This is a genomic window from Roseibium aestuarii (assembly GCF_008477545.1).
GTDB classification, from domain to species: Bacteria; Pseudomonadota; Alphaproteobacteria; order Rhizobiales; family Stappiaceae; genus Roseibium; species Roseibium aestuarii.
Window position 1 is genome coordinate 643,465 of sequence record NZ_VORA01000002.1, and the last position, 20,289, is coordinate 663,753.

Annotated in this window: 18 protein-coding genes; 8 read left to right on the forward strand and 10 right to left on the reverse strand. The window is 66.5% G+C overall.

Annotation, left to right across the window (positions count from 1 at the left end; translation table 11 throughout):
• Window positions 1-14: 14 nt before the first annotated feature.
• Both FR728_RS11480 and FR728_RS11485 read right to left on the reverse strand, forming a co-directional pair.
• Window positions 15-422 carry a DUF2177 family protein gene (locus FR728_RS11480; RefSeq protein WP_149892792.1) on the reverse strand — a complete coding sequence of 136 codons (408 nt, stop codon included), beginning with the start codon at window positions 420-422 and terminating at the stop codon, window positions 15-17.
• A gap of 86 nt (window positions 423-508) precedes the next feature.
• Entirely contained in the window at window positions 509-2,350 is a 1,842-nt protein-coding gene (locus FR728_RS11485) for an ABC transporter ATP-binding protein (RefSeq protein WP_341872932.1), read from the reverse strand.
• Window positions 2,351-2,506: 156 nt separating this feature from the next.
• Here FR728_RS11485 and FR728_RS11490 point away from each other — a divergent pair, with 156 nt between their 5' ends.
• Together FR728_RS11490 and hemF are read left to right on the forward strand one after the other, a co-directional pair.
• Window positions 2,507-2,968, forward strand: a complete 462-nt coding sequence (locus tag FR728_RS11490; protein ID WP_149892794.1) for a tRNA (cytidine(34)-2'-O)-methyltransferase — start codon at window positions 2,507-2,509, stop codon at window positions 2,966-2,968.
• An 88-nt stretch (window positions 2,969-3,056) separates the two neighbouring features.
• Window positions 3,057-3,983 carry an oxygen-dependent coproporphyrinogen oxidase gene (gene hemF / locus FR728_RS11495; protein ID WP_149892795.1) on the forward strand — a complete coding sequence of 309 codons (927 nt, stop codon included), beginning with the start codon at window positions 3,057-3,059 and terminating at the stop codon, window positions 3,981-3,983.
• A gap of 18 nt (window positions 3,984-4,001) precedes the next feature.
• Here the strand turns inward: hemF and FR728_RS11500 are convergent, their stop codons facing one another.
• The 5 genes from FR728_RS11500 to FR728_RS11520 all read right to left on the reverse strand — a co-directional run bounded on the left by FR728_RS11500 (window position 4,002) and on the right by FR728_RS11520 (window position 7,967).
• Window positions 4,002-5,117: an HD-GYP domain-containing protein gene (locus FR728_RS11500; RefSeq protein WP_149892796.1), complete on the reverse strand. Its 1,116-nt coding sequence runs from the start codon at window positions 5,115-5,117 to the stop codon at window positions 4,002-4,004.
• 119 nt (window positions 5,118-5,236) lie between these two features.
• The gene (locus FR728_RS11505; protein WP_149892797.1) at window positions 5,237-6,496 is read right to left on the reverse strand and encodes a CCA tRNA nucleotidyltransferase; all 1,260 of its coding nucleotides are present in this window, start codon (window positions 6,494-6,496) and stop codon (window positions 5,237-5,239) included.
• The gene (locus FR728_RS11510; RefSeq protein ID WP_149892798.1) at window positions 6,497-6,757 is read right to left on the reverse strand and encodes a DUF6111 family protein; all 261 of its coding nucleotides are present in this window, start codon (window positions 6,755-6,757) and stop codon (window positions 6,497-6,499) included.
• The gene (locus FR728_RS11515) at window positions 6,757-7,380 is read right to left on the reverse strand and encodes a CoA pyrophosphatase (RefSeq protein ID WP_377176033.1); all 624 of its coding nucleotides are present in this window, start codon (window positions 7,378-7,380) and stop codon (window positions 6,757-6,759) included. The genes FR728_RS11510 and FR728_RS11515 overlap by 1 nt, the downstream gene beginning before the upstream one ends.
• Before the next feature lie 41 nt (window positions 7,381-7,421).
• The gene (locus FR728_RS11520) at window positions 7,422-7,967 is read right to left on the reverse strand and encodes a DUF1285 domain-containing protein (RefSeq protein ID WP_149893120.1); all 546 of its coding nucleotides are present in this window, start codon (window positions 7,965-7,967) and stop codon (window positions 7,422-7,424) included.
• A 430-nt stretch (window positions 7,968-8,397) separates the two neighbouring features.
• On the opposite strand from FR728_RS11520, the gene FR728_RS11525 reads away from it, so the two are divergent.
• The 4 genes from FR728_RS11525 (at window position 8,398) to FR728_RS11540 (ending at window position 15,436) form a co-directional block, all read left to right on the forward strand.
• The gene (locus FR728_RS11525; RefSeq protein ID WP_149892799.1) at window positions 8,398-9,423 is read left to right on the forward strand and encodes an AAA family ATPase; all 1,026 of its coding nucleotides are present in this window, start codon (window positions 8,398-8,400) and stop codon (window positions 9,421-9,423) included.
• A gap of 70 nt (window positions 9,424-9,493) precedes the next feature.
• Window positions 9,494-10,426, forward strand: coding sequence for a DUF58 domain-containing protein (locus FR728_RS11530; protein ID WP_149892800.1), 933 nt, complete (start codon window positions 9,494-9,496; stop codon window positions 10,424-10,426).
• Entirely contained in the window at window positions 10,423-13,338 is a 2,916-nt protein-coding gene (locus FR728_RS11535; RefSeq protein ID WP_188318882.1) for a DUF4159 domain-containing protein, read from the forward strand. Before FR728_RS11530 ends, FR728_RS11535 begins: the two co-directional genes overlap by 4 nt.
• Before the next feature lie 22 nt (window positions 13,339-13,360).
• Complete coding sequence (locus tag FR728_RS11540) at window positions 13,361-15,436, forward strand: hypothetical protein (RefSeq protein WP_149892801.1); 2,076 nt, start codon at window positions 13,361-13,363, stop codon at window positions 15,434-15,436.
• A 12-nt stretch (window positions 15,437-15,448) separates the two neighbouring features.
• On the opposite strand, the gene FR728_RS11545 is transcribed toward FR728_RS11540, so the two are convergent.
• Window positions 15,449-15,946: a GNAT family N-acetyltransferase gene (locus tag FR728_RS11545; protein WP_149892802.1), complete on the reverse strand. Its 498-nt coding sequence runs from the start codon at window positions 15,944-15,946 to the stop codon at window positions 15,449-15,451.
• Window positions 15,947-16,365: 419 nt separating this feature from the next.
• Here FR728_RS11545 and FR728_RS11550 point away from each other — a divergent pair, with 419 nt between their 5' ends.
• On the forward strand, window positions 16,366-17,328 hold the full coding sequence (locus FR728_RS11550; protein ID WP_149892803.1) for a glutathione S-transferase family protein: 963 nt from the start codon (window positions 16,366-16,368) through the stop codon (window positions 17,326-17,328).
• Between the two features lie 70 nt (window positions 17,329-17,398).
• Here the strand turns inward: FR728_RS11550 and FR728_RS11555 are convergent, their stop codons facing one another.
• Entirely contained in the window at window positions 17,399-17,869 is a 471-nt protein-coding gene (locus tag FR728_RS11555) for an NUDIX domain-containing protein (protein WP_280115341.1), read from the reverse strand.
• A gap of 593 nt (window positions 17,870-18,462) precedes the next feature.
• Here FR728_RS11555 and FR728_RS11560 point away from each other — a divergent pair.
• A complete protein-coding gene (locus tag FR728_RS11560; RefSeq protein ID WP_149892805.1) occupies window positions 18,463-19,434 on the forward strand; it encodes a metallophosphoesterase family protein in 972 nt (323 codons plus the stop codon).
• Between the two features lie 45 nt (window positions 19,435-19,479).
• Here FR728_RS11560 and FR728_RS11565 read toward each other — a convergent pair whose 3' ends face one another.
• The gene (locus FR728_RS11565) at window positions 19,480-20,070 is read right to left on the reverse strand and encodes a hypothetical protein (RefSeq protein ID WP_208998782.1); all 591 of its coding nucleotides are present in this window, start codon (window positions 20,068-20,070) and stop codon (window positions 19,480-19,482) included.
• Between the last annotated feature and the right edge of the window lie 219 nt (window positions 20,071-20,289).

Genomic DNA, 20,289 nt, shown 5'->3' on the forward strand with positions numbered 1-20,289 from the left:
CTGACGTTGCGGCTTCAGCCACTCACCATCATTCGCGCGACCAGCGTGCCGAGGAAAGCGGAGATCCCGGTCAGGACCGTGCCCCACGCCACATCCACGATCACCACCACGAAGGGCCAGCCCTTCAACGTCGCATAATTGGTCATGTCATAGGTCGCATAGGCGAAGAAGCCGAAGAGCGCCCCATACAGAAGCGCGTAGCCCACGTTGCCCGAGCGCAGGGAGGGAGAGATCGCGAAGATCACGATGCCGACGATGTAGAGCGCATAGAACCCGGCCGCGGCAGCCATGTTCGGCTTGTCGAGCATCAGATGACCGATGTTGTCGACATAGAACCGGGTCGCGACCTTGCCCAGCCAGATGGCATCGATGCCGAGAAAGATGACGGTGGTGGCGACATAGGCGACTACATACTGGATCATCGGAGAAACCTGGGTTGGCGAGGGATCGCTGCACGTCGCGACGGATCGGATATCTGAACGGTCTACGACTACAGGTTGGGGCCAGATCACCCCTCGGCCAGAAATCCGCCGGACTGCCGCTCCCAAAGCCGCGCATAGAGCCCGTCAGGCTGCCGCAACAGGGCCTCATGCGTCCCCGATTGCACGATCCGGCCCCGGTCCATCACCACCAGCCGGTCGAGCCGTGAGATGGTGGACAGGCGATGGGCAATGGCGATCACCGTCTTGCCCTGCATCAGCTCCAGCAGATTGTCCTGGATCGCCGCCTCGACCTCCGAGTCCAGGGCGGAGGTCGCCTCGTCCAGCACGAGGATCGGGGCGTTCTTCAGCAGCACCCGGGCAATGGCGATGCGCTGGCGCTGCCCGCCGGAGAGCTTCACCCCGCGCTCGCCCACCCGTGCGTCGAACCCGCGCCGCCCCTGCTTGTCCGAAAGTCCCTCGATGAAATCGAGGGCGTGCGCCCGGCGCGCGGCCTCGATCATCTCCGCCTCGCTCGCCCCCGGCCGCCCGTAGAGAATGTTGTCGCGGATCGAGCGATGCAGCAGGGACGTGTCCTGGGTCACCATGCCGATCTGCCGGCGCAGGCTCTCCTGGGTGACTTGGCGCACGTCCACCCCGTCGATCCGCACCGAGCCGGCTTCCGCATCGTGGAACCGCAGCAGCAGACTGACGAGCGTCGACTTGCCCGCGCCCGACGGCCCGACAAGACCGACGCGCTCGCCCGGCGCGATGCTCAGGTCCAGCCCCTCAAGCACGCCGCTTCCCTTGCCATAGTGAAAGCTCAGACGGGAGAAATCGATCCGGCCCTGCGCCACCTCAAGATCGGCCGCATCCGCTGCATCGGTGACCGCGACCGGCTGCAGGACCGTGTCCATGCTGTCCTGGAAGGTGCCGATGTTGCGGAAAAGGCCATTGAGCTGACCGAACAACCGGTTGAGCAGGAGATTGAGCCGCAGCACGAGACCGAGGGTGAAGGCCACATCCCCCGTGCTCAGCCCCCCATCCTGCCAGGCCACCAGAGCCATCGCGGCAATCAGCACCATCATCACGCTGCTCAGCAGCGCCATCGCGCTGCGCACGGAGGTCAGCAACCGGGTGAAGGCGCGGGTCTTCTCGATGCCGGAGCGGAAGATGGCCTGCGTCGCCGCGTCCTCCACCCCCTCCTCGCCGAAGAGCTTGACCGTCTGGATGTTGGTGTAGGTGTCGACCAGATGCCCGCTGATCCGGGATTGCCCATTGGCCATCTCGCGCGCCGCCTGTCGCACCCGGGGAACGAAATACCGGGCAAGCACCGCAAAGCTCGCGAGCCAGACAGCGACCACCAGTCCGAGCACCGGGCTGAGCTGGCCGAGCAGCACCAGCGTGCTCAGGGCATAGACCAGAATGTACCAGACGGTCTGCAGCAGGTTGACCATGAAGTCGCCCAGTGCAAAGCCGCTCTGCATCACCTTCTGCGCCAGACGCCCGGAGAAATCCTCGTGGAAGAACCCGAGGCTCTGGGTCATGACCCGCTTGTGGGACTGCCAGCGCACCAGATTGAAGAAATGCGGCACCACCGCCTGTTCTTCGACAAGGGCCGACAGGCTGTTGGTGAGCGTCCGCGCCACGATGACGAAGGCTGCCATGGCCGCAAGAATGGGCCAGGTCTGCGCCAGGAACGTTGCCCGCGGCACGCCCTCCAGCCGGTCGACAATATCCCCCACCAGCACATAGAGGCTGGCCTCGACCCCGGCCATGGCGCCGCCCAGCACGAGCATCAGCGCAAAGGGCCAGCGCGCCTGCCGGACGAAATGCACCACAAGTGCCAGCGTGCCCCCACCTTCAGGCGCCGAACCGGCGGAAGAAAAGGGCGCGATCCAGCGCTCGAACATTCGGAAGGGCAAAAACACGCGACAGGCTCCGATCATCGGTCGCTCAGGATGCGAAAAGGCCCCGCAGGGCGGCACGCGAGGCGACGGGTCGCCAGACCATAGCCTGAGTCGACGCGCTTGCATTCCGCGCAGACCCGTGCGACCTGCCCCTCACGCCAGAAAGGAACCCGGATCGTGCCCCATCTCGTCCTGTATCAGCCGGATATTCCCCAGAACACCGGAACGCTCCTGCGCCTGTCCGCCTGTCTCGGACGCACCGTGCACCTGATCGAACCCGCCGGCTTCCCTCTCTCCGACAAGGGCCTGAAGCGGGCCGGCATGGACTATCTCGACCAGGCCGCCCTCGTGCGCCACATGAGCCATGCCCATTTCGAGGCCTGGCGGCTGAGCGAAGGGCGACGTCTGGTGCTGCTGACCACCCGATCCGATCTGCCCTACACGGACTTTACCTTTCGTACCGACGACCTCCTGATGCTGGGCCGAGAGAGCTCGGGCGTGCCAGAAGCGGTCCACGATGGCGCGGATGCGCGCATCACCGTTCCCATGCGCCCGGAGACACGCTCCCTCAATGTGGCGATCGCGGGCGCCATGGTTCTGGGGGAAGCCCTGCGCCAGACATCGGCCTTTCCCGGGTGACCCGTCGCGCGGCGGGGCTGGTCACCCGCCGCCAAGTTCCGTAAAAGGCTTGACGATCCCGAAAGCCGGAAACCACAGGCAACGTTTCATGAGCCAGAACGACAAGTCCACCCGCGGCGGCCCGGTGCCTGCCGATATCGAGACCAAGAAGACCACGGCGACGGTCTGGTTCGCCAACCTGCGCGATCAGATCTGCGCGGCCTTCGAAACGCTCGAGGACGAGATCGCAACCGGGAACGGCCCACTCTCCGACCAAACGGCCGGCCGCTTCGTCCGCACCCCCTGGGAGCGCACGGACAGCACCGGTGCCAAGGGCGGCGGCGGCGTCATGTCGATGATGCATGGCCGGGTCTTCGAGAAGGTCGGGGTTCATGTCTCCACCGTTCACGGCGAGTTCTCGCCGGAGTTTCGGGGCCAGATCCCCGGGGCGGCAGAAGACCCGCGTTTCTGGGCCTCCGGCATCAGCCTCATCGCCCATCCCCAGAACCCGCATGTGCCGGCCGTGCACATGAACACGCGCATGGTTGTGACCACCCGCCAGTGGTTCGGCGGTGGCGCCGACCTGACCCCGGTTCTGGACGCCCGCCGCACCCAGGAGGACCCGGACACGCAGGCCTTCCATGCGGCCATGCGCGGGGCCTGCGAGGCCCATGCGGTCGCCGACTATGACGGCTACAAGGCCTGGTGCGACGAGTATTTCTTCCTGCCGCACCGCAACGAGCCGCGCGGCATCGGCGGGATCTTCTACGACTATCTGCATTCTGGAGAATGGGACGCGGACTTCGCCTTCACCCAGGACGTCGGCCGCGCCTTCCTCGGCATCTATCCCGAGCTGGTGCGGGCAAACTTCCGCAAGCCGTGGACCGAGGCCGAGCGCGAGGAACAGCTCATCCGGCGCGGGCGTTACGTGGAATACAATCTGCTCTTCGACCGCGGCACGATCTTCGGCCTGAAGACCGGCGGCAATGTCGCCTCGATCCTGTCGTCCATGCCGCCGGTGGTGAAGTGGCCATGAGCCGGAGGCCCTTGCCGGTCAGTTGATCAGCCGCGGCATGTCCATGCGGCCGGGACGCGGTGCCACCGTTTCCCGGTCGAGCACCACTTCACGGAACAGGGCCAGCAGATCCGCATCCAGCTTGCGCCCCATGCCGAAGAGGGTCGCAAAGGCCTGACGCGGCGACGACGGGTGATCGTTGCGATAGCGATCGATCATCCCCGCATAGAGATTGCAGATGGAGAGGATCCGCAGACAGGCGGAGATCTCGTCTCCCATCAGCCCCATGGGATAGCCGGTTCCATCGAGATATTCATGATGGGCGACCATCATGTTGCGGACGATGGCTGGCACGGCGGGCTGCCCCTTCAGGATCACATCCGCATATTCAGGATGCAGGGCGATCAGGTTCCGCTCTTCCTCGCTGAGTTGTTCCACAGGCTTGTCCAGGACCGCCAGCGGCAGCTTCACCTTGCCCAGATCATGCAGCATCGCGCCGATGCCCATCTGGACACTGTCGCGCTCCGTCACCCCCAGAACATCGACGAATTGCAGCACGAGCCCGGTCACCATCAGCGAATGACAGAATGTGGGACTGTGGTGGTTCTGGACGGTAGAGAGCCACACCGTCAGGCCATCCACCTTCAGGGCGGACATGATCGCCGACACCGCGCGATTGCAGCTGCCCAGCGGCAAAGCCTCGCCGACGACCGTGCTCATCACCGCCGTTTCGAAGGCCTCGCAGGCCTCGAGAACACCGACACGGGTGGCTTCCGGGATATCGTCTGCAAGGGCGGGCACCCCATAGGTGCCGAGAAGTCGGCGGATCTTGCCCACCGCAAGGGAGGCCGGCTCGTCCCGATCCCAGAGGTCGGCCAGCCCAAGGGCCTGAGCCTGCACCGTCTCCTGACGCCGCTCCGGCGACACCATGCCGATGCAACGAATGCCCGGTTCGGCCTCAAGCACCGCCTTCAGTCGGTCGGCGTGTTCACGCTCGACCCGGGCCATGCTGATGAGGCCAAGGGAGCTTTCAGCCAGCCGCGCTGGCGTGATCTCCTCGAAGGAAACTCTCTCGACCCGATAAAGCAACTGCAGGTCCTGCAAGCTGGGCGGCAGATGTGCTTCGGTCTGGGTCACCACGACGATCGGTTTCATGTCCGCCGGAAGCCCTCGCACGCGACCACCGGAGACGGCGGTCGAACCGTTTCAGGCTAGGACGAGAATCTGAAGATATCCTTGCGTCAGGTTCGCGCATTTGACCTCTGGCGCGGGTGTCATTCCGGCGTGCCCGTGCCCAGCACCGCCAGCAGGGCCGCGCGATCTGCCTGAAAATCACTGTCGATCCACACTGCCTGCAGCCGCTTGAGAGCAACCCCCAGCGCAGGACCGGCAGGCAATCCTGCCGCCATCAGATCCCGTCCGGCGAGCGGGAAGACCGGAACGGAAACGCCCGTCAACGCGCCAAGCCCCCGCCTTGCGTCCTCGATGGCCTGCGCGTCCGCCTCGCCTGCACGAACCAGCACGAGGGCAAGCCCGTCCCCGGTTGCCTCGAGCCCAAGGTCGAAGGCCATCCGGCGCAGCACGCGGAGAAGATCAACCTCCGGCCGATCCCGGCGCAGATCGTCCCACAGCGCCACGGCACGATGCGCTCCCACCATGCGCTCCCGCAGCGCATTGGAGAGCTTGAGCCGGTCCGCAACCGCTGCAAGCTGCGCTTCGCCGCCATCGACCAGCACGGCAAGGGCAACCGCAGGCGCAACCCGCGCCAGCGTGCCCTCGGCGGCAAGTCCTTGAAGTCGGGCGACCGCTTGCACATTCGCGCCCCCCGGAAGAAGCAGCTCGAGAAGACCGTCCTCCTGCATGACCGCCAGACTGTCTGCTGCGCCCTTCGCGGCCACCAGCTTCAGCAGTTCCTTGGCAATGCGCTCGGCGGAGAGATGCTTCAGCCCCTCCTTCTCGCGCAGGCAGGCGGCTCTCCCCTCCGGGTCCGGGGTTCCGGCGCCATAGGTGGCATGAAAGCGGTAGAAGCGCAGGATGCGAAGATAGTCCTCGCGAATGCGGAGATCCGGGTCGCCGATGAAGATCACCCGCCGGGCCAGGCAATCCTCGAGCCCGCCAAGCGGATCAATCAGTTTGCCGGTCCGGTCGAGATAGAGCGCGTTGAGGGTGAAGTCCCGCCGGCGCGCATCCTCTTCCCAGTCGCGGCCGAACCGCACCACCGCCTTGCGGCCGAAGGTCTCCACATCCGCACGCAGGGTCGTGACCTCGAAGGCCCGCCCGTCGCCGACGAGCGTGACCGTGCCATGCTCGAGGCCCGTTCCGATCGCCCGGACCCCGACGCGTTTCGCCCGCTCCATCACCACCGAGGGTTCGGCCGTGGTGGCAATGTCGATGTCATCGACCTTTTCGCCAAGCAGGCTGTTGCGCACGGCACCACCCACGACCCGGGCCTCGTCCCCATCCTGAAGCAGCAGGTCGAACACGGCCTGGAGATCAGGCGCAAGGATCCAGTCGAACGCGGAAGAGCGGGTCATTCACCGGAACCCGCCGGGAACGAAGCGGCCGTTTTCCATGCGCGACGGCTGATAATCCCGATCCACCTGCCCCTTCTCGAAACTGGCGAAGAAGACCAGGCTCAGAACCACGAGCAGCGCGCCTGCCAGCGACAGATAGAGCATCGGCCCGTCACGCCAGGCCCGGTCGGCGCTCGCCTTCCGGGTCACCCAGAGCCAGAGCCCGTAGCCGAGGAAGGGCAGCAGAAACAGGACGAGATGTGTGAGAATGACCCTGAGCATCAGCCATAGACCGTTTCGAAGAGAGAACGGAGAATGCCGGCGGTCACCCCCCAGATATAGCGTTCGCCGTATGGCATTTCGTAGAAGAAGCGTTCGCGCCCCTGCCAGGAACGGCTCTGCTTGCGATGATTGGCCGGGTCCATGAGAAAGGGCAGCGGCACCTCGAAGACGTCGGCCACTTCCGCCGGATTGGCGACAAGGACAGCATCCACCGCCACCTCCGCCACCACCGGCACGATCCGGTATCCCGAGCCCGTGTGATAGGGGGCCAGATCGCCCAGAATGGAGACCGCCTGCGGCGACAGGCCGATCTCTTCGTGTGCCTCGCGCAGGGCAGCCGCCCGCGGACCGGCATCCTCCGCATCGATCTTCCCACCGGGAAAGGCGATCTGACCGGCATGAGAGCGCAGGTGCGGCGTGCGCTGGGTGAGAATGACATGCGCCTCGCCGCGCAACTGGCGCAGGGGGATCAGCACGGCGGCGTCCCGGGGCGGCCCCTCCCACATGGCATAGGGCGGCAGATCCGGATTGAACACGTGGTCGCCGGTCTCCCGTTCGAGCCGCAAGGGCGCGCGATCCAGGAAGCGGGCGCGGAAATCCGCATATCCGGCAGCGAAGGACACGCCCGGATCCGGATTGCCGAGCGGAGATGTGGCCGGGTCTCTCACGTTGCCTGCATCCCCTCGGGAAGTGGGAAGAACTGTCCGCCGCTCCACACGCCGCTGCGCAAGGTTCCCTCCACCTCGGCCTCGTCGAAGAGATCCGCCAGCTGATAGAGCAGCGGCCGGGACAGCTTGGCCAGCAGACGGCCCCGCACCAGCACATAGGGCTTCAGCCCGTCGGTCTCGTCCTCCAGCGTAAAGCTCACCGCATGGTCCGGCCCCGCCTCGACCACGTCGCCGACATTGGTGCGGAAGGTCAGCAGCTGGTCGCGCCCGTCCCCCTGCGCATGCAGTTCAACGGCCAGGAAGGGCGCGTCCTCCACCTGGATACGGACCTTTTCCACAGGGGTCACGAGATAGTGAGAGCCATCCTCGCCCTTCAGCAGGACCGAGGCGAAGAGCTTCACCAGCTTTTCCCGCCCGATGGGGGTGCCCATGTAGAACCACCGGCCCTGGCTGTCGATTCGCATGTCCAGATCGCCGCAGAAGGGCGGGTTCCACCGCTCCACCGGCGGAATCCCGCGCGAAAGCGGATCCGCCCGGCGCATCAGCTCGGCCAGTCCCTCCGGCAGCGGCGTCTGAAGCGTCTGTGTCACCCGGTCCTCCTTGGGAAATCTCGTTCCCCTTTATGTCGTCCCGGAGCCCCCCAAATCAAGCAAGGCCCTGCAATTCGTGGCCTTTCGACCTTCCCTTGCGACACATGGACAAATTTTCGGACTTATCCCGATGTCGCAGACCTGCCAAACTCGTCTGCAGCGAACATGATTTGGCCAGATATGGCCTCGATGCTGTGGCTCAGCGACAGATCCGGAGGATCCGGTTCGAAGACCGGCGTTTCTTATCGGCATGTCAAAGATGCGATGGCACACTGTGCCGAACCGGTGGCGCGCGGACCCCTGATCGGTCTGCCGCGACGCCCAGGTCCCTTTCGTTCCGTGTCCGTCGCTCCCGGCGGACCACCCCAAGCGCAGGTGAAGAATGAGCATCGTCACGTCTCCTCCCGCCACTCCCTCCGAGGCCGAACTCGAAGCCATCGCCGCGCTGGCGGAAACGGCAGTCGCGCGCATCACCGCCGCCCGGTCCGACGTCTCGCGCATCATCTTCGGCCAGGAGAAAGTGGTGCTCCAGACGCTGGTGACCGTGCTGGCAGGCGGGCACGGGCTTCTCGTTGGTGTGCCGGGCCTTGCCAAGACCAAGCTGGTGGAGACCCTGGGCACGGTGCTCGGCCTGCACGCCCAGCGCATCCAGTTCACCCCGGACCTGCTGCCTTCCGACATTCTCGGCTCCGAGGTGATGGAGCAGGCGGCAGACGGAACCCGCGCCTTCCGCTTCCTGCGCGGACCCGTCTTCTCCCAGCTGCTGATGGCCGACGAAATCAACCGGGCGAGCCCGCGCACCCAGTCGGCCCTGTTGCAGGCCATGCAGGAATATCACGTGACCATCGCCGGCCAGTCCCACGACCTGCCGCGCCCCTTCCACGTGCTGGCCACCCAGAACCCGCTGGAACAGGAGGGCACCTATCCCCTGCCCGAGGCCCAGCTTGACCGCTTCCTCATGCAGATCGATGTGCACTACCCCGATCTGGAGGCCGAACGCCGCATCCTGCTCGAGACGACCGGGGCCCGTCAGGCAACCCCGCAGACGGCCATGAGCCCGGACGAGCTGGTGAAATATCAGCAGCTGGTGCGTCAGATGCCTGTTGGAGAAAAGGTGATCGATTCCATCCTCAAGCTGGTGCGCGGCGCCCGCCCCGACGAGCGCGACGGCGACGACAGCCTGAAGAAACTGATTGCCTGGGGCCCTGGCCCCCGCGCCAGCCAGGCCCTGATGCTGACCGTGCGCGCCCGCGCTCTGGTGGAAGGGCGTCTTGCCCCCTCCCTCGATGATGTGCTGGCGCTCGCCGAACCGGTGTTGCAGCACCGCATGGCGCTGACCTTTGCCGCCCGGGCCGACGGCTACACCGTTCGCGACGTCATTCGCCGCGTCAAGGAAACCCTGGCCTGACCCCGGCCGGACAGGAGTGCCGCCCCACATGGCGTCGAAGGAGCCCACAGGCCAGGACCCCGCGGTGACGATGACCGCGCCGCCCCTCGAGACGGGATCGGTTCCGCTTGTCCTCGGCGAGGCGCGCGGTCTGGCCGAAGCCCTGCCCGACCTGCTGGTGGCGGCAAGTCATATCTCGGCGTCGGTGACCTCCGGCTGGCACGGGCGCCGCCGCTCGGGCCCGGGCGAGAGCTTCTGGCAGTTCCGCCCCTTCACCATGGGCGAGCCGGCCCTGCGGATCGACTGGCGCCGTTCCGCCCGCGACGATCATCTCTATGTGCGCGAACAGGAGTGGGAAGCCGCCCATACGGTCTGGCTCTGGGCCGACCTGACCCCCTCAATGGCCTTTTCCTCGCGTCTCGCCCCCGTGACGAAGCGGGATCGCGCCATCGTCCTGCTGCTGGCGCTGGCCGACATGCTGGCTGCCTCCGGCGAGCGGGTGGGGCTGCCCGGCATCACCCGCCCCCTGGCAGATCGGCGCGCCGCCGAACGTCTGGCCTCCGCCCTTGCTCATCTGCCGGCTGCCCGAGATCAAGGCGCCCCCCGGTCCTATCCTGAAGCCTCCGGCATTCGCCGCTTCTCCGACGTGGTCCTCTTCGCGGATCTTCTCGATCCGGTGGATGACCTGCACGACTGGGTCACAAAGATTGCAGGAACCGGAGCGCGCGGCCACATCGTTCAGATCCTCGATCCGGTGGAAGAGACATTCCCCTTCGGCGGCCGTGTCGAGTTCCGCGACCCCGAAACCGGTGAAACCCTGACCGCCGGCCGCGCCGAGGCCTGGCGCGAGGCCTATCAGGAGCGGCTCGCCCGTCACAAGGCGCAGATCCGCGACCTGGCCCGCCGGGCGGGATGGACCTACACGCTCCATCACACGGATCAGGCCCCGACCGCCCCGCTGCTGGTGCTGCACGCAGCACTCTCGGGAACAGGCCAGGCGATGTCCGCCGGAGGTGGCACATGATCGGGTCTCTGCCGCTCGCCTTCGCCAGTCCCTGGATGCTTCTGGCGCTCGCAAGCCTTCCGGCCATCTGGTGGCTTCTGCGCCTGACCCCTCCGCGCCCGCAGGAAATCACCTTCCCGCCCCTGCGTCTCCTGCTCGACATCTTCCGCCACGAGGAGATGCCGAGCCGAAGCCCGTGGTGGCTCACCCTGCTGCGCCTGTGCCTCGCTGCCCTCGTGATCCTCGCGCTGGCGGGCCCGATCTGGCAGCCCACCCGCGGCCTCCCCGATGACGGGGACGGTCCCGTGCTTCTGGTCCTCGACAACGGCTGGACCAGTGCGGGCGCATGGGACAGACAGGTCGCTCTGGCCGACACCCTTCTGGCCGAGGCCGAACGTTCGGGCCGGACCGTGATGCTCGGCGCCACCGCCGATGGACCGGCCCAGGCGCTCGAGCCGACGTCGGCCGCCGAGGCCCGCGAACACCTGCGCGCGCTTCAGCCCCGTCCCTGGGCGCCCGAACGCGATGACCTCATCGCCGGTCTGCGCGAGGCAACCACCCGACAGCGCCCCGGCGCGGTTGTGTGGCTGTCGGACGGCACCGATCACGCCGTTCGTTCCGCCGGCCCTGCCGCAGAGGCCGCAGACGCTGCTGGCGCCTCTCCCGACAGGGACCCGGGCACCGGCTTTGCCCGCGCCCTTGCCGATCTGGCTAGCCCGGTCCCCTTGCGCATCTACACCGGGCTCGATGTACCGCTCGGCCTCAAGGGTCTGGCCAACAATGCCGAGGCCCTGACCGTCACCGTGCTGCGCCATCCGGACACGGCCCGCCAGACGGCGCAGATCCGCGCTCTGGATCTGAAAGGTCTGGTGCTTGCCGAGCACGCGATCACCTTCGCGGATGGCTCAAGCGAAACCGTGGCCGCCTTTGACCTGCCGAGTGAATTGCGCAACGACATCGCCCGGGTGGAAATCGCCCAGGAACGGGCGGCCGGCGCCGTGCAGCTCGTCGATGACAGCTGGCGTCGGCGCATGGTCGGGCTCGTGTCCGGCCAGTCCGGCGATCAAGACCAGCCGCTTCTGTCGCCGCTCTATTATCTGCAGCGCGCCCTCTCCCCCTTCTCCGATCTGCGCCTGCCCCGGGCAGGCGACATGGATCAGGCCATCCCCGAGCTGCTGGACCAGGGCATCGCCGTGCTCGTACTTGCAGATGTCGGCCGCTTGCCGGAACCGGTGGTGGAGCGTCTCGACCAGTGGGTGCGCAATGGCGGGACGCTGCTGCGCTTTGCCGGGCCGCGCACGGCCGGTGGCACCGATGCGCTCATCCCGGTGACCCTGCGCAACGGCGACCGCACCCTCGGCGGCGCCCTGTCGTGGAAACAACCCCAGCACCTGGCGCCCTTCGCACCCGAAAGCCCCTTCGCCGGCATCGCCGTGCCGCCCGAAGTCACCGTCAGCCGTCAGGTTCTGGCCGAGCCCTCGCCGACCCTGTCCGAGCGCACCTGGGCCATGCTGGAAGACGGCACGCCGCTCGTGACGGCCCGCGCCGTCGGGCGCGGCTCTCTCGTACTCTTCCACGTCACCGCCGACAGCGCCTGGTCCAACCTGCCGCTTTCGGGCTCCTTCGTGGACATGCTGCGCCGGGTGCTCTCCGTCTCCAACGCCTTTGCCGCCGCCGACAGCGCCCGCAGCGCCGATGCCACCGATGCGTCTGCGGCCACGACCGAAGAAGCCAATGTGCTGCCGCCCTTGCGGCTGCTCGACGGTCAGGGCGCCTTCACCACCCCGCCTGCAGATATCGCGCCGATCCTCGCCGACCGCTTTGCCGCCACCCGCGCCACGCGCAGCACCCCGCCCGGGCTCTATGGCAGCGAGGATGGCTTCCGCGCCCTCAACCTGCTGTCCCCGGATGCGAGCCTGACCCGTCTCGATCTCGAACCGCTCGGCGCCCGGGTCGAAGGCCTTGCCTATCCCTCGCAGGAGAGCACCGACTTGCGCACCCTTGCCTTCCTGCTCGCCTTCGCCCTGATCCTGCTGGATGGGCTGGCCGTAATCCTGCTGGGCGGAGGCGTCAGCCGTCTGACCCGCCGCCTGCGGCGCCCGGGCCGCATTGCCTCCGTGGCCCTCGCGCTTGCCCTCGCAGGCACCGCGCTCATTCCTCACGGCGACGCCCTGGCTCAGGAGACGTCCGACGACCTGCGCGCCCTTGAGGCGAGCCTCAAGACCCGCCTCGCCTATGTCCGCACCGGCAGCCCGGAACTCGATGACATCAGCGATGCCGGGCTCTTCGGCCTCAGCCAGTATCTTGCAGACCGCACCGCCCTCGAACCCGGGCTGCCCATGGGCGTCGATCTGGCACGCGACGAGCTGGCCTTCTTCTCCCTGCTCTACTGGCCCGTCGACCCGGCGCTGGCCAAGCCCGATGCGGCCACCATGTCGCGGGTCGACACCTTCATGCGCAACGGCGGCACGATCCTCTTCGACACCCGCGATCACCTGGCCAGCAGCACATCTCTTGGCGCCTCGCCCGCAACCCTGAAGCTGCGCGAGATCCTCGACGGGCTGGACATTCCGGCGCTCGAGCCCGTGCCGACCGATCACGTCCTCACCAAGTCCTTCTACCTGCTCGACAGTTTCCCCGGCCGCTATGGCACCAGCCCGCTCTGGGTGGAGAGCCTCGAAGGCGCCGCCGAAGGCCGCCCCGTGCGTGGCGGCGACGGGGTCTCGCCCATCCTCATCACCGGCAACGACATGGCAGCCGCCTGGGCCATGGACCGGGAGGGGCGCCCCTTGCTGCCCACTGTGCCCGACGATCCGCTGCAACGGGAATATGCCTATCGGGCCGGGATCAACATCGTGATGTACACCCTGACCGGCAACTACAAGGCCGATCAGGTCCACATTCCGGACCTGCTGGAAAGGCTGGGCCAATGACGAAAGGACGCGTGGCACATCCATGACCTGGTCGCTCGCCTTCGATCCTCTCCTGCCGCTCTGGGCCCTGGCCGCCTGCGCCGTGGCCATGGCACTGGTCACCGGAATCTCCGCTCTCATGGGCCTGCGCGGCTGGCCGCTGCGGGCGCTGGCCATGGGCCTGCTTGTCGCCGCGCTTGCCAATCCGGCGATCGAACAGGAAGACCGCGAGCCGCTGACCAGCGTCGTCGCCCTCGTGACCGACGCGACCCAGAGCCAGAGTTTCGATGGGCGCGAGGCGACGACCGCCACCGCCGTCGACCAGATTGCCGCCCGCCTGGAAACCCTCCCCGGCTTCGAGGTCCGGCGCATCGAGGTGCGCAACGACGGATCGGGCAATGGCAGCGAACTGTTCAGGGCGCTGGCCAATGGTCTGTCCGATGTTCCGCCCGAACGGGTGGGCGGCGCGCTGCTCGTCACCGACGGGCAGATCCACGACATTCCGGACAAGGCTGCCGCCCTCGGCTTCGAGGCTCCCGTTCACGGCCTGATCACCGGACGCGCCACCGAGGTTGACCGGCGCCTGATCCTCCACCGCACGCCGCGTTTCGGCCTCGTCGGATCGGAGCAGTCGGTCGAGCTGGAAATCCGCGACGCTGGAGCCGGTGCAAGACCCGGCGCAGCGGTGGAGGTCGAGATCCGCCGCGACGGCGTGCGCCTGTCCACCCGGACCTTGCGCGTCGGCGAGAGGATCGAGATCCCGCTGGAAATCGCCCATGGCGGCGACAACATCTTCGAGCTGGACGCCAGTCCGCTCCCGGGCGAACTCACGCCCCTGAACAATCGCGCCGTGGTCACCATCGACGGCATCCGCGAGAACCTGCGCGTTCTGCTGGTTTCCGGCTCGCCCCACGCCGGCGAGCGTACCTGGCGCAACCTGCTGAAGTCGGATGCCTCCGTCGATCTGGTGCATTTCACCATCCTGCGGCCGCCCGAGAAGCAGGACGGCACGCCGATCAACCAGCTGTCCCTGATCGCCTTCCCCACCCGGGAGCTCTTCTCGGTCAAGATCGACGAGTTCGACCTCATCATCTTCGACCGCTACGAGCGGCGCGGCGTGCTGCCCTCGATCTATTTCGACAATATCGCCCGCTATGTGGAGGCCGGTGGCGCTGTTCTGGTGGCAGGAGGCCCCGATTATGCGGAAGGCGGCTCGCTCTACCGCACGCCGCTCGCCCCGATCCTGCCGGCAGAGCCCACCGGGCTGATCCTGGAAACCCCCTTCCACCCCGAGCTGGCGGAGATCGGCAAGCGCCATCCGGTGACCCGTGGCCTGCCCGGCTCCCAGACCGAGCCGCCCGCCTGGAGCCGCTGGTTCCGTCTGGTCGACACCGAGCTCAATGCGGGTCAGGCACTCATGACCGGCCCCGAGGACAAGCCGTTGCTGGTGCTCAACCGCGAGGGCGAAGGCCGTGTGGCCCTGCTCCTATCCGATCATGTCTGGCTCTGGGCGCGCGGCTACGAGGGCGGCGGACCGCACGTCCAGATGCTGCGCCGTCTCGCCCACTGGCTGATGCAGGAACCGGATCTGGAAGAAGAGGCCCTGCGCCTCTCCCAACGTGGCCCCCTGCTCGACATCGAACGCCAGACCCTGGGTGAAAGCGTCTCCCCGGCCCGCCTGACGACCCCGTCCGGGCGCGAGGAAGAGGTGATCCTCTCCGAAGCCGAGCCCGGACTGTGGCGGGCGGAATGGCGCCCGGAGGAAATCGGGCTCTACACGGTGAAGGAAGGGGACCGGACGGCGCTCATCCATATCGGACCGCAGAACCCCAAGGAACTGCAGGACGTGCTGTCCACCACCGAGAAGCTCGCGCCCCTGGCCGAACAGACGGGCGGCGCGTCCATGCGCCTTCTTGATGTGAACGGGGATCTGGACCTGCCCCGGATCTCGGCCCTGCGCGACGCCGCAAGATATGCCGGAAACGGCTGGATTGGCCTGCGCCAGAGCGAGGCCAGCGTGCTGAACGGGGTCAACCGGCTGCCGCTGCTCTCCGGTCTTCTGGGATTGGCACTGCTGATCGGCGTCCTGTCCGTCATGTGGTACCGGGAAGGCCGCTGAGGCGGCCCTGCCTCAGCGCAGGGCGCCGCGCACGGCGCCTTCCGGCATGGGGGCGTCGGTGAGCTGCAGGATCAGCAGACGCGCCGGATCGACCGGCCCCGGCAGGGCGATCTTGCCAAAGGGCACGGGCTTGTAGCCGGAGGGACCGTAATAGGGCGCATCGCCTACGAGAAGGATGGCGGTTTCGCCCTGCGCCCGTGCCATGTCCTCCACCGTTGCCAGGAGCAGCTTGCCGAGGCCCCGGTTCTTGTAGACCGGATCCACGGTGAGCGGCCCGAGCAGTTGCGCCGGCGTGTCGCCGATGAGGATGGGGGTCAGCCGCACGGAGCCGGCGATCCGGTCGCCGGTCATGCCGATCAGGCTCAGATCTGCGGAATGGGGAAAGCCTTCGCGCACCTTGAAGGCGGTCCGGGCATAGCGGCCGGGGCCAAAGGCTTCCGCCTGCATGGCTTCAACAGCGGCCTCATCGGCAGCTTCTTCGAGACGAACGAACCAGTTGGAAGGCTTCATGGGAGAGGGTCCTGTCAAGCAAGGGGATCTTGCGCCTGACACGGGTTCCCTCAATCCTTCATCTTCGGGGAAGCAGCTCCGGTCACGCGCGCGCAGTCAGACGAGAGACTTCTCGTCGGATGCTTCGTCGTCGCAGCGTGACAGCCAGAGCCATGCGGTTTCACCTTGTCGCGGGCCTCAAGCTGTGCGGGCCCTGTTCCTTGCCGATAGCAGGCCTGATCCGAAAGGTAAAGCGCTTTCCGGCCGCGCTTCTGCGGCAGGCATCGCCCGCCACTGTCCACATGAGGTGAACACTGCATTCAGGCGATTGTCCTCGCCAGGGGAACGTCTATCTGATGAGAAGAGTTGCTTAAAGAGAACCGGACGGTCGCCCTTTCGGCGGCGGACAGACGACGATCCGACAGAAAAGGGAGACTCCCATGGGACTTCTGGTCGACGGCCAGTGGCAGGACAAGTGGTATGACACCAGCAAGACGGGCGGCAAGTTCAAGCGCGAAGACGCTGCCTTCCGCAACTGGGTGACCGCCGACGGCAGCCCCGGCCCGAGCGGTCAAGGCGGCTTCGCTGCAGAGGCCGACCGATATCACCTCTATGTCTCCTTCGCGTGCCCCTGGGCCCATCGCACCCTCATCTTCCGCAAGATGAAGGGGCTGGAGGATCTCATTCCCGTGACGGCCGTGGAGCCCCTGATGCTCGAGAACGGCTGGGAATTTGCGACCCCTGACCCGGTCAATGGCGCGGACTATCTCTGGCAGATCTATCGCGCGGCAAAACCCGACTATACGGGGCGCGCCACCGTCCCCGTTCTGTGGGACAAGAAGACCGGCACGATCGTCTCCAACGAGAGCGCGGAAATCATCCGCATGTTCAACGGGGCCTTCGACGCCCTCACCGGCTCGACCCTTGACCTGTCGCCGCAGGAGCTGCGCGAGGAGATCGACGAGATCAACGAACGTGTCTATCACACGGTGAACAATGGCGTGTACAAGGCCGGCTTCGCAACAAAGCAGGACGCCTATGAAGAGGCCGTGACCGCTCTCTTCGACACGCTCGACGATCTGGAAGACCGCCTGTCGACCCGGCGCTATCTGGTCGGCGACCGGCTGACCGAGGCCGACTGGCGCCTCTTCACCACCCTGATCCGATTCGATCCGGTTTATGTCGGCCACTTCAAGTGCAACATCCGCCGCATCGCCGACTATCCGAACCTCTCGGGCTATCTGCGCGAGCTCTACCAGATGCCGGGGATCGCCGGGACCGTGGAGCTGGAGGTGATCAAGACCCATTATTACGGATCGCATGGCACGATCAATCCGACCGGCGTGATCCCGGTGGGACCGGCGCTCGATCTGGATGCCCCGCACGGCCGAGACCACCTCTGAGGGTCGGATCCCGGCCAAGCCCGACGGAACACCGCGACGGGGCGCCTGCCGCCTCGCCGTCCCCAACCGGTCAGTCCTGATCCCAGTAGCCGAGCGCTGCGCCATCCTCCAGCGCCGCTCCGTCAGGGGCAGCCAGATAGGCCTCGATCCGCGCCCGCGTGGCGCGGGTAACATCCTCAGGCAGATCCGTCATCGGAAACACACCCGCCTCCGCGATCTCTCCGTTGGGCACGAGATATCCAGCGCCCGGCGCCCAGTCTGTCAGCAGGAACAGGCCGACCTGATCGCGCCCCAGCCCCTTCCGGTTGAGATGAAACCCGATGAGCCGCATGGCACCGAACGCTTCCACGCCAAGCTCTTCGCGCACCTCCCTGCGTGCCGCCTCGTCCAGACGCTCCCCCGGATCCACGCCGCCGCCCGGCAGATACCACCCGGAGAGATAGGTGTGGCGCACCAGATGGATGGTCCCCGCGTCCCGGTCGACCACCATGACGCGTACTCCCACCGTGTGCCCGCTGCACAGAAGAACGCCACAATGCACCAGCGACTGCGCCCATGATTTAGGCAGAACAGAGAGGCATCGTGCCAGAAACCTTGTATTAACCATCGCTTTTCTGCTCAAAATTTACGCATGCCCCAACAGCATGCCACCCCATCCGCCAACGCATGGCTGCTCATCGGAATCAGCACTCCTCAACTCATGCGCGAAGACGTATCTTCCGGCCGTCTCCTGGAGGAACAGTATCTTCCTCACGGATCCCCCGCTCAAGTGGAGCGCCGTGCCGGATCCCCGGAGACAGCATTGAAAAGTTCAAGCAGGTGTCCTGCCCTTGCGACCGCGCGTGACGCTCACGGCGGGATCGCACCCGTTGACCCTGACACCTGTGCACGACAAAAAACGATCGAGTCATACCATGTTGAAGATGTTCTTCACCCGTCGTCGCCCGAGCCGCTTCCAGTGGAAGCCGGCCGTAGACTTCAGCAATCCGCGCGTCATCGCAACTCTGACGACCTTCGCCGGAAACTGAAAGTCCCAGGTCCGCCCCCAGGGCAGACCCCCAAGAATCTCCCGAGACTGCCGAAAGGCGCCGCGATTTATCTTGACGCGGCGCCTTTTCGTTTGAAGATGCGCCCATGTTCAAGCTTGCCCATCTGTCCGATCCCCATCTCGGCCCCCTTCCCGATCCCAAGTTGCTCCAGCTCTTCTCCAAGCGCATCCTGGGATACCTGAACTGGAAGCGGAACCGCTCGACGGATATGAAGGGGACCACCCTCGACCAGCTGATCGCCGACATGAAGGCCCAGACGCCTGACCACGTCGCCATCACCGGAGACCTGGTGAACATCGCCCTGCCGCTCGAGATCAGCGGCGCCCGCGACTGGCTGGACAGCATCGGCGACGATGATTGGGTCTCCGTCGTGCCCGGCAATCATGATGCCTATGTCCCCGGCGCCCTGAAGAAGGCGCGCGAGGCCTGGCGGCCCTACATGGTCGGCGACGACCGCATCGAGGATGCGCGCGCTGCCGAGCGCGACGATGGCAGTGCAGCGGACGCAGGCTTCACGGACGATCTGCGATTTCCCTATGTGCGCCGGCGTGGCGACGTGGCGATTGTGGGCGTTTCCACTGCTCGCGCCTCCGGCCCGTGGTTTGCCACCGGCCGGGTAGGCAGCAAGCAGGCCCGCCGTCTGCGCGAGACCCTGGAAACACTCGGGCGGGAAGGCCTGTTCCGGGTGGTGATGATCCATCACCCGCCCTTCCGACACGCCACCCACTGGCACAAGCGCCTGTCCGACGCGTCCCGCGTACGCGCGGTGATCCGGCGCGCCGGGGCGGAGCTGATCCTCCACGGCCACACCCATATCGACAGTCGCGCGACCATCGAGGGCCCGGACGGACCTGTGCCGGTGATCGGCGTGCCCTCGGCCACCAATGCGCCTGGCGGCAAGAAGCCCGGCGCGCGCTACAATCTGTTTTCGATTGTCCGTGACGACGCCGGGCGCTGGCAATGCGATCTGGAAGAACGCGGCTTCACCACCGCCGCCGCGCCGCTTCAGCGCATCGACCAGACCCGCCTGCCCATCCCCGGATCCTCGCACGCCTGACCGGCCGCCCGCGGGCGGCCTGCGGATCGAGAGGCCGACAGGGCTTCAGAGCGGGTTGGCGAACCACGCATAGGCAAAGAGACCGAGCACGCCCATCAGCAGGCCGATCAGGAAGGTGGCGGAAAGTGCCAGCCAGCTCGAGCCCCGGCCCTTGTGCAGGCTGCGGCGTGGCGCGCCTGCATTGGCCTGACGCAGCCGGGCATTGAGCCAGTCGCCCTCGATGGCCTTTTCCCGCTCGAGAATGCGTTCGGCAATATATTCGGTCAGGCAATCCGCCATGTCGTCGACGCTGGCGGTTTCCAGAACGACCATGCGCCCCAGGCGGGTGTCCTTGACGAAGCGATAGGTCTTGCGGTCGCCGCCCATCACCACATGGCTCGTGACGTCGACCCAGAACCGGGCCGTGGAGCCCGTCGCGATCTGCAGGGTGAACTGGTCATCGTCATCCGGGATCTCCCGGAAGACGTCCTGCATCTCTTCCGCCAGAAGCTCCAGCCGGGCCTTTTCCGCGTCCTGCAGTTCAACCACCACGTCCGACCGTTCCACTTCCCCCAGCTGCACCTTGCGGATGGCGTCCCGCAGGGAGCGCACCCTGGCATGGGGCACGATGTTGTCCGGCATTTCAGACATGCTCATGTCGGCTCCTTGACTGAGTTCGGAGGCTGGAAGGGCTGGCACTGCGGATCGCACCTTCGGATCTTTGGCCGGGCACACCTGCATCGGGGCAGAAGCACCAGGCGAATCCAGGAACGCATCGGGAATCTTCCCGACCCGCAACAGGAGTGTTAACCAACTCTTGACCGTGACGCAGCCGCAGCCCCGGCCCGAACTCCCCTAATCCACCGGCTTTCCGGC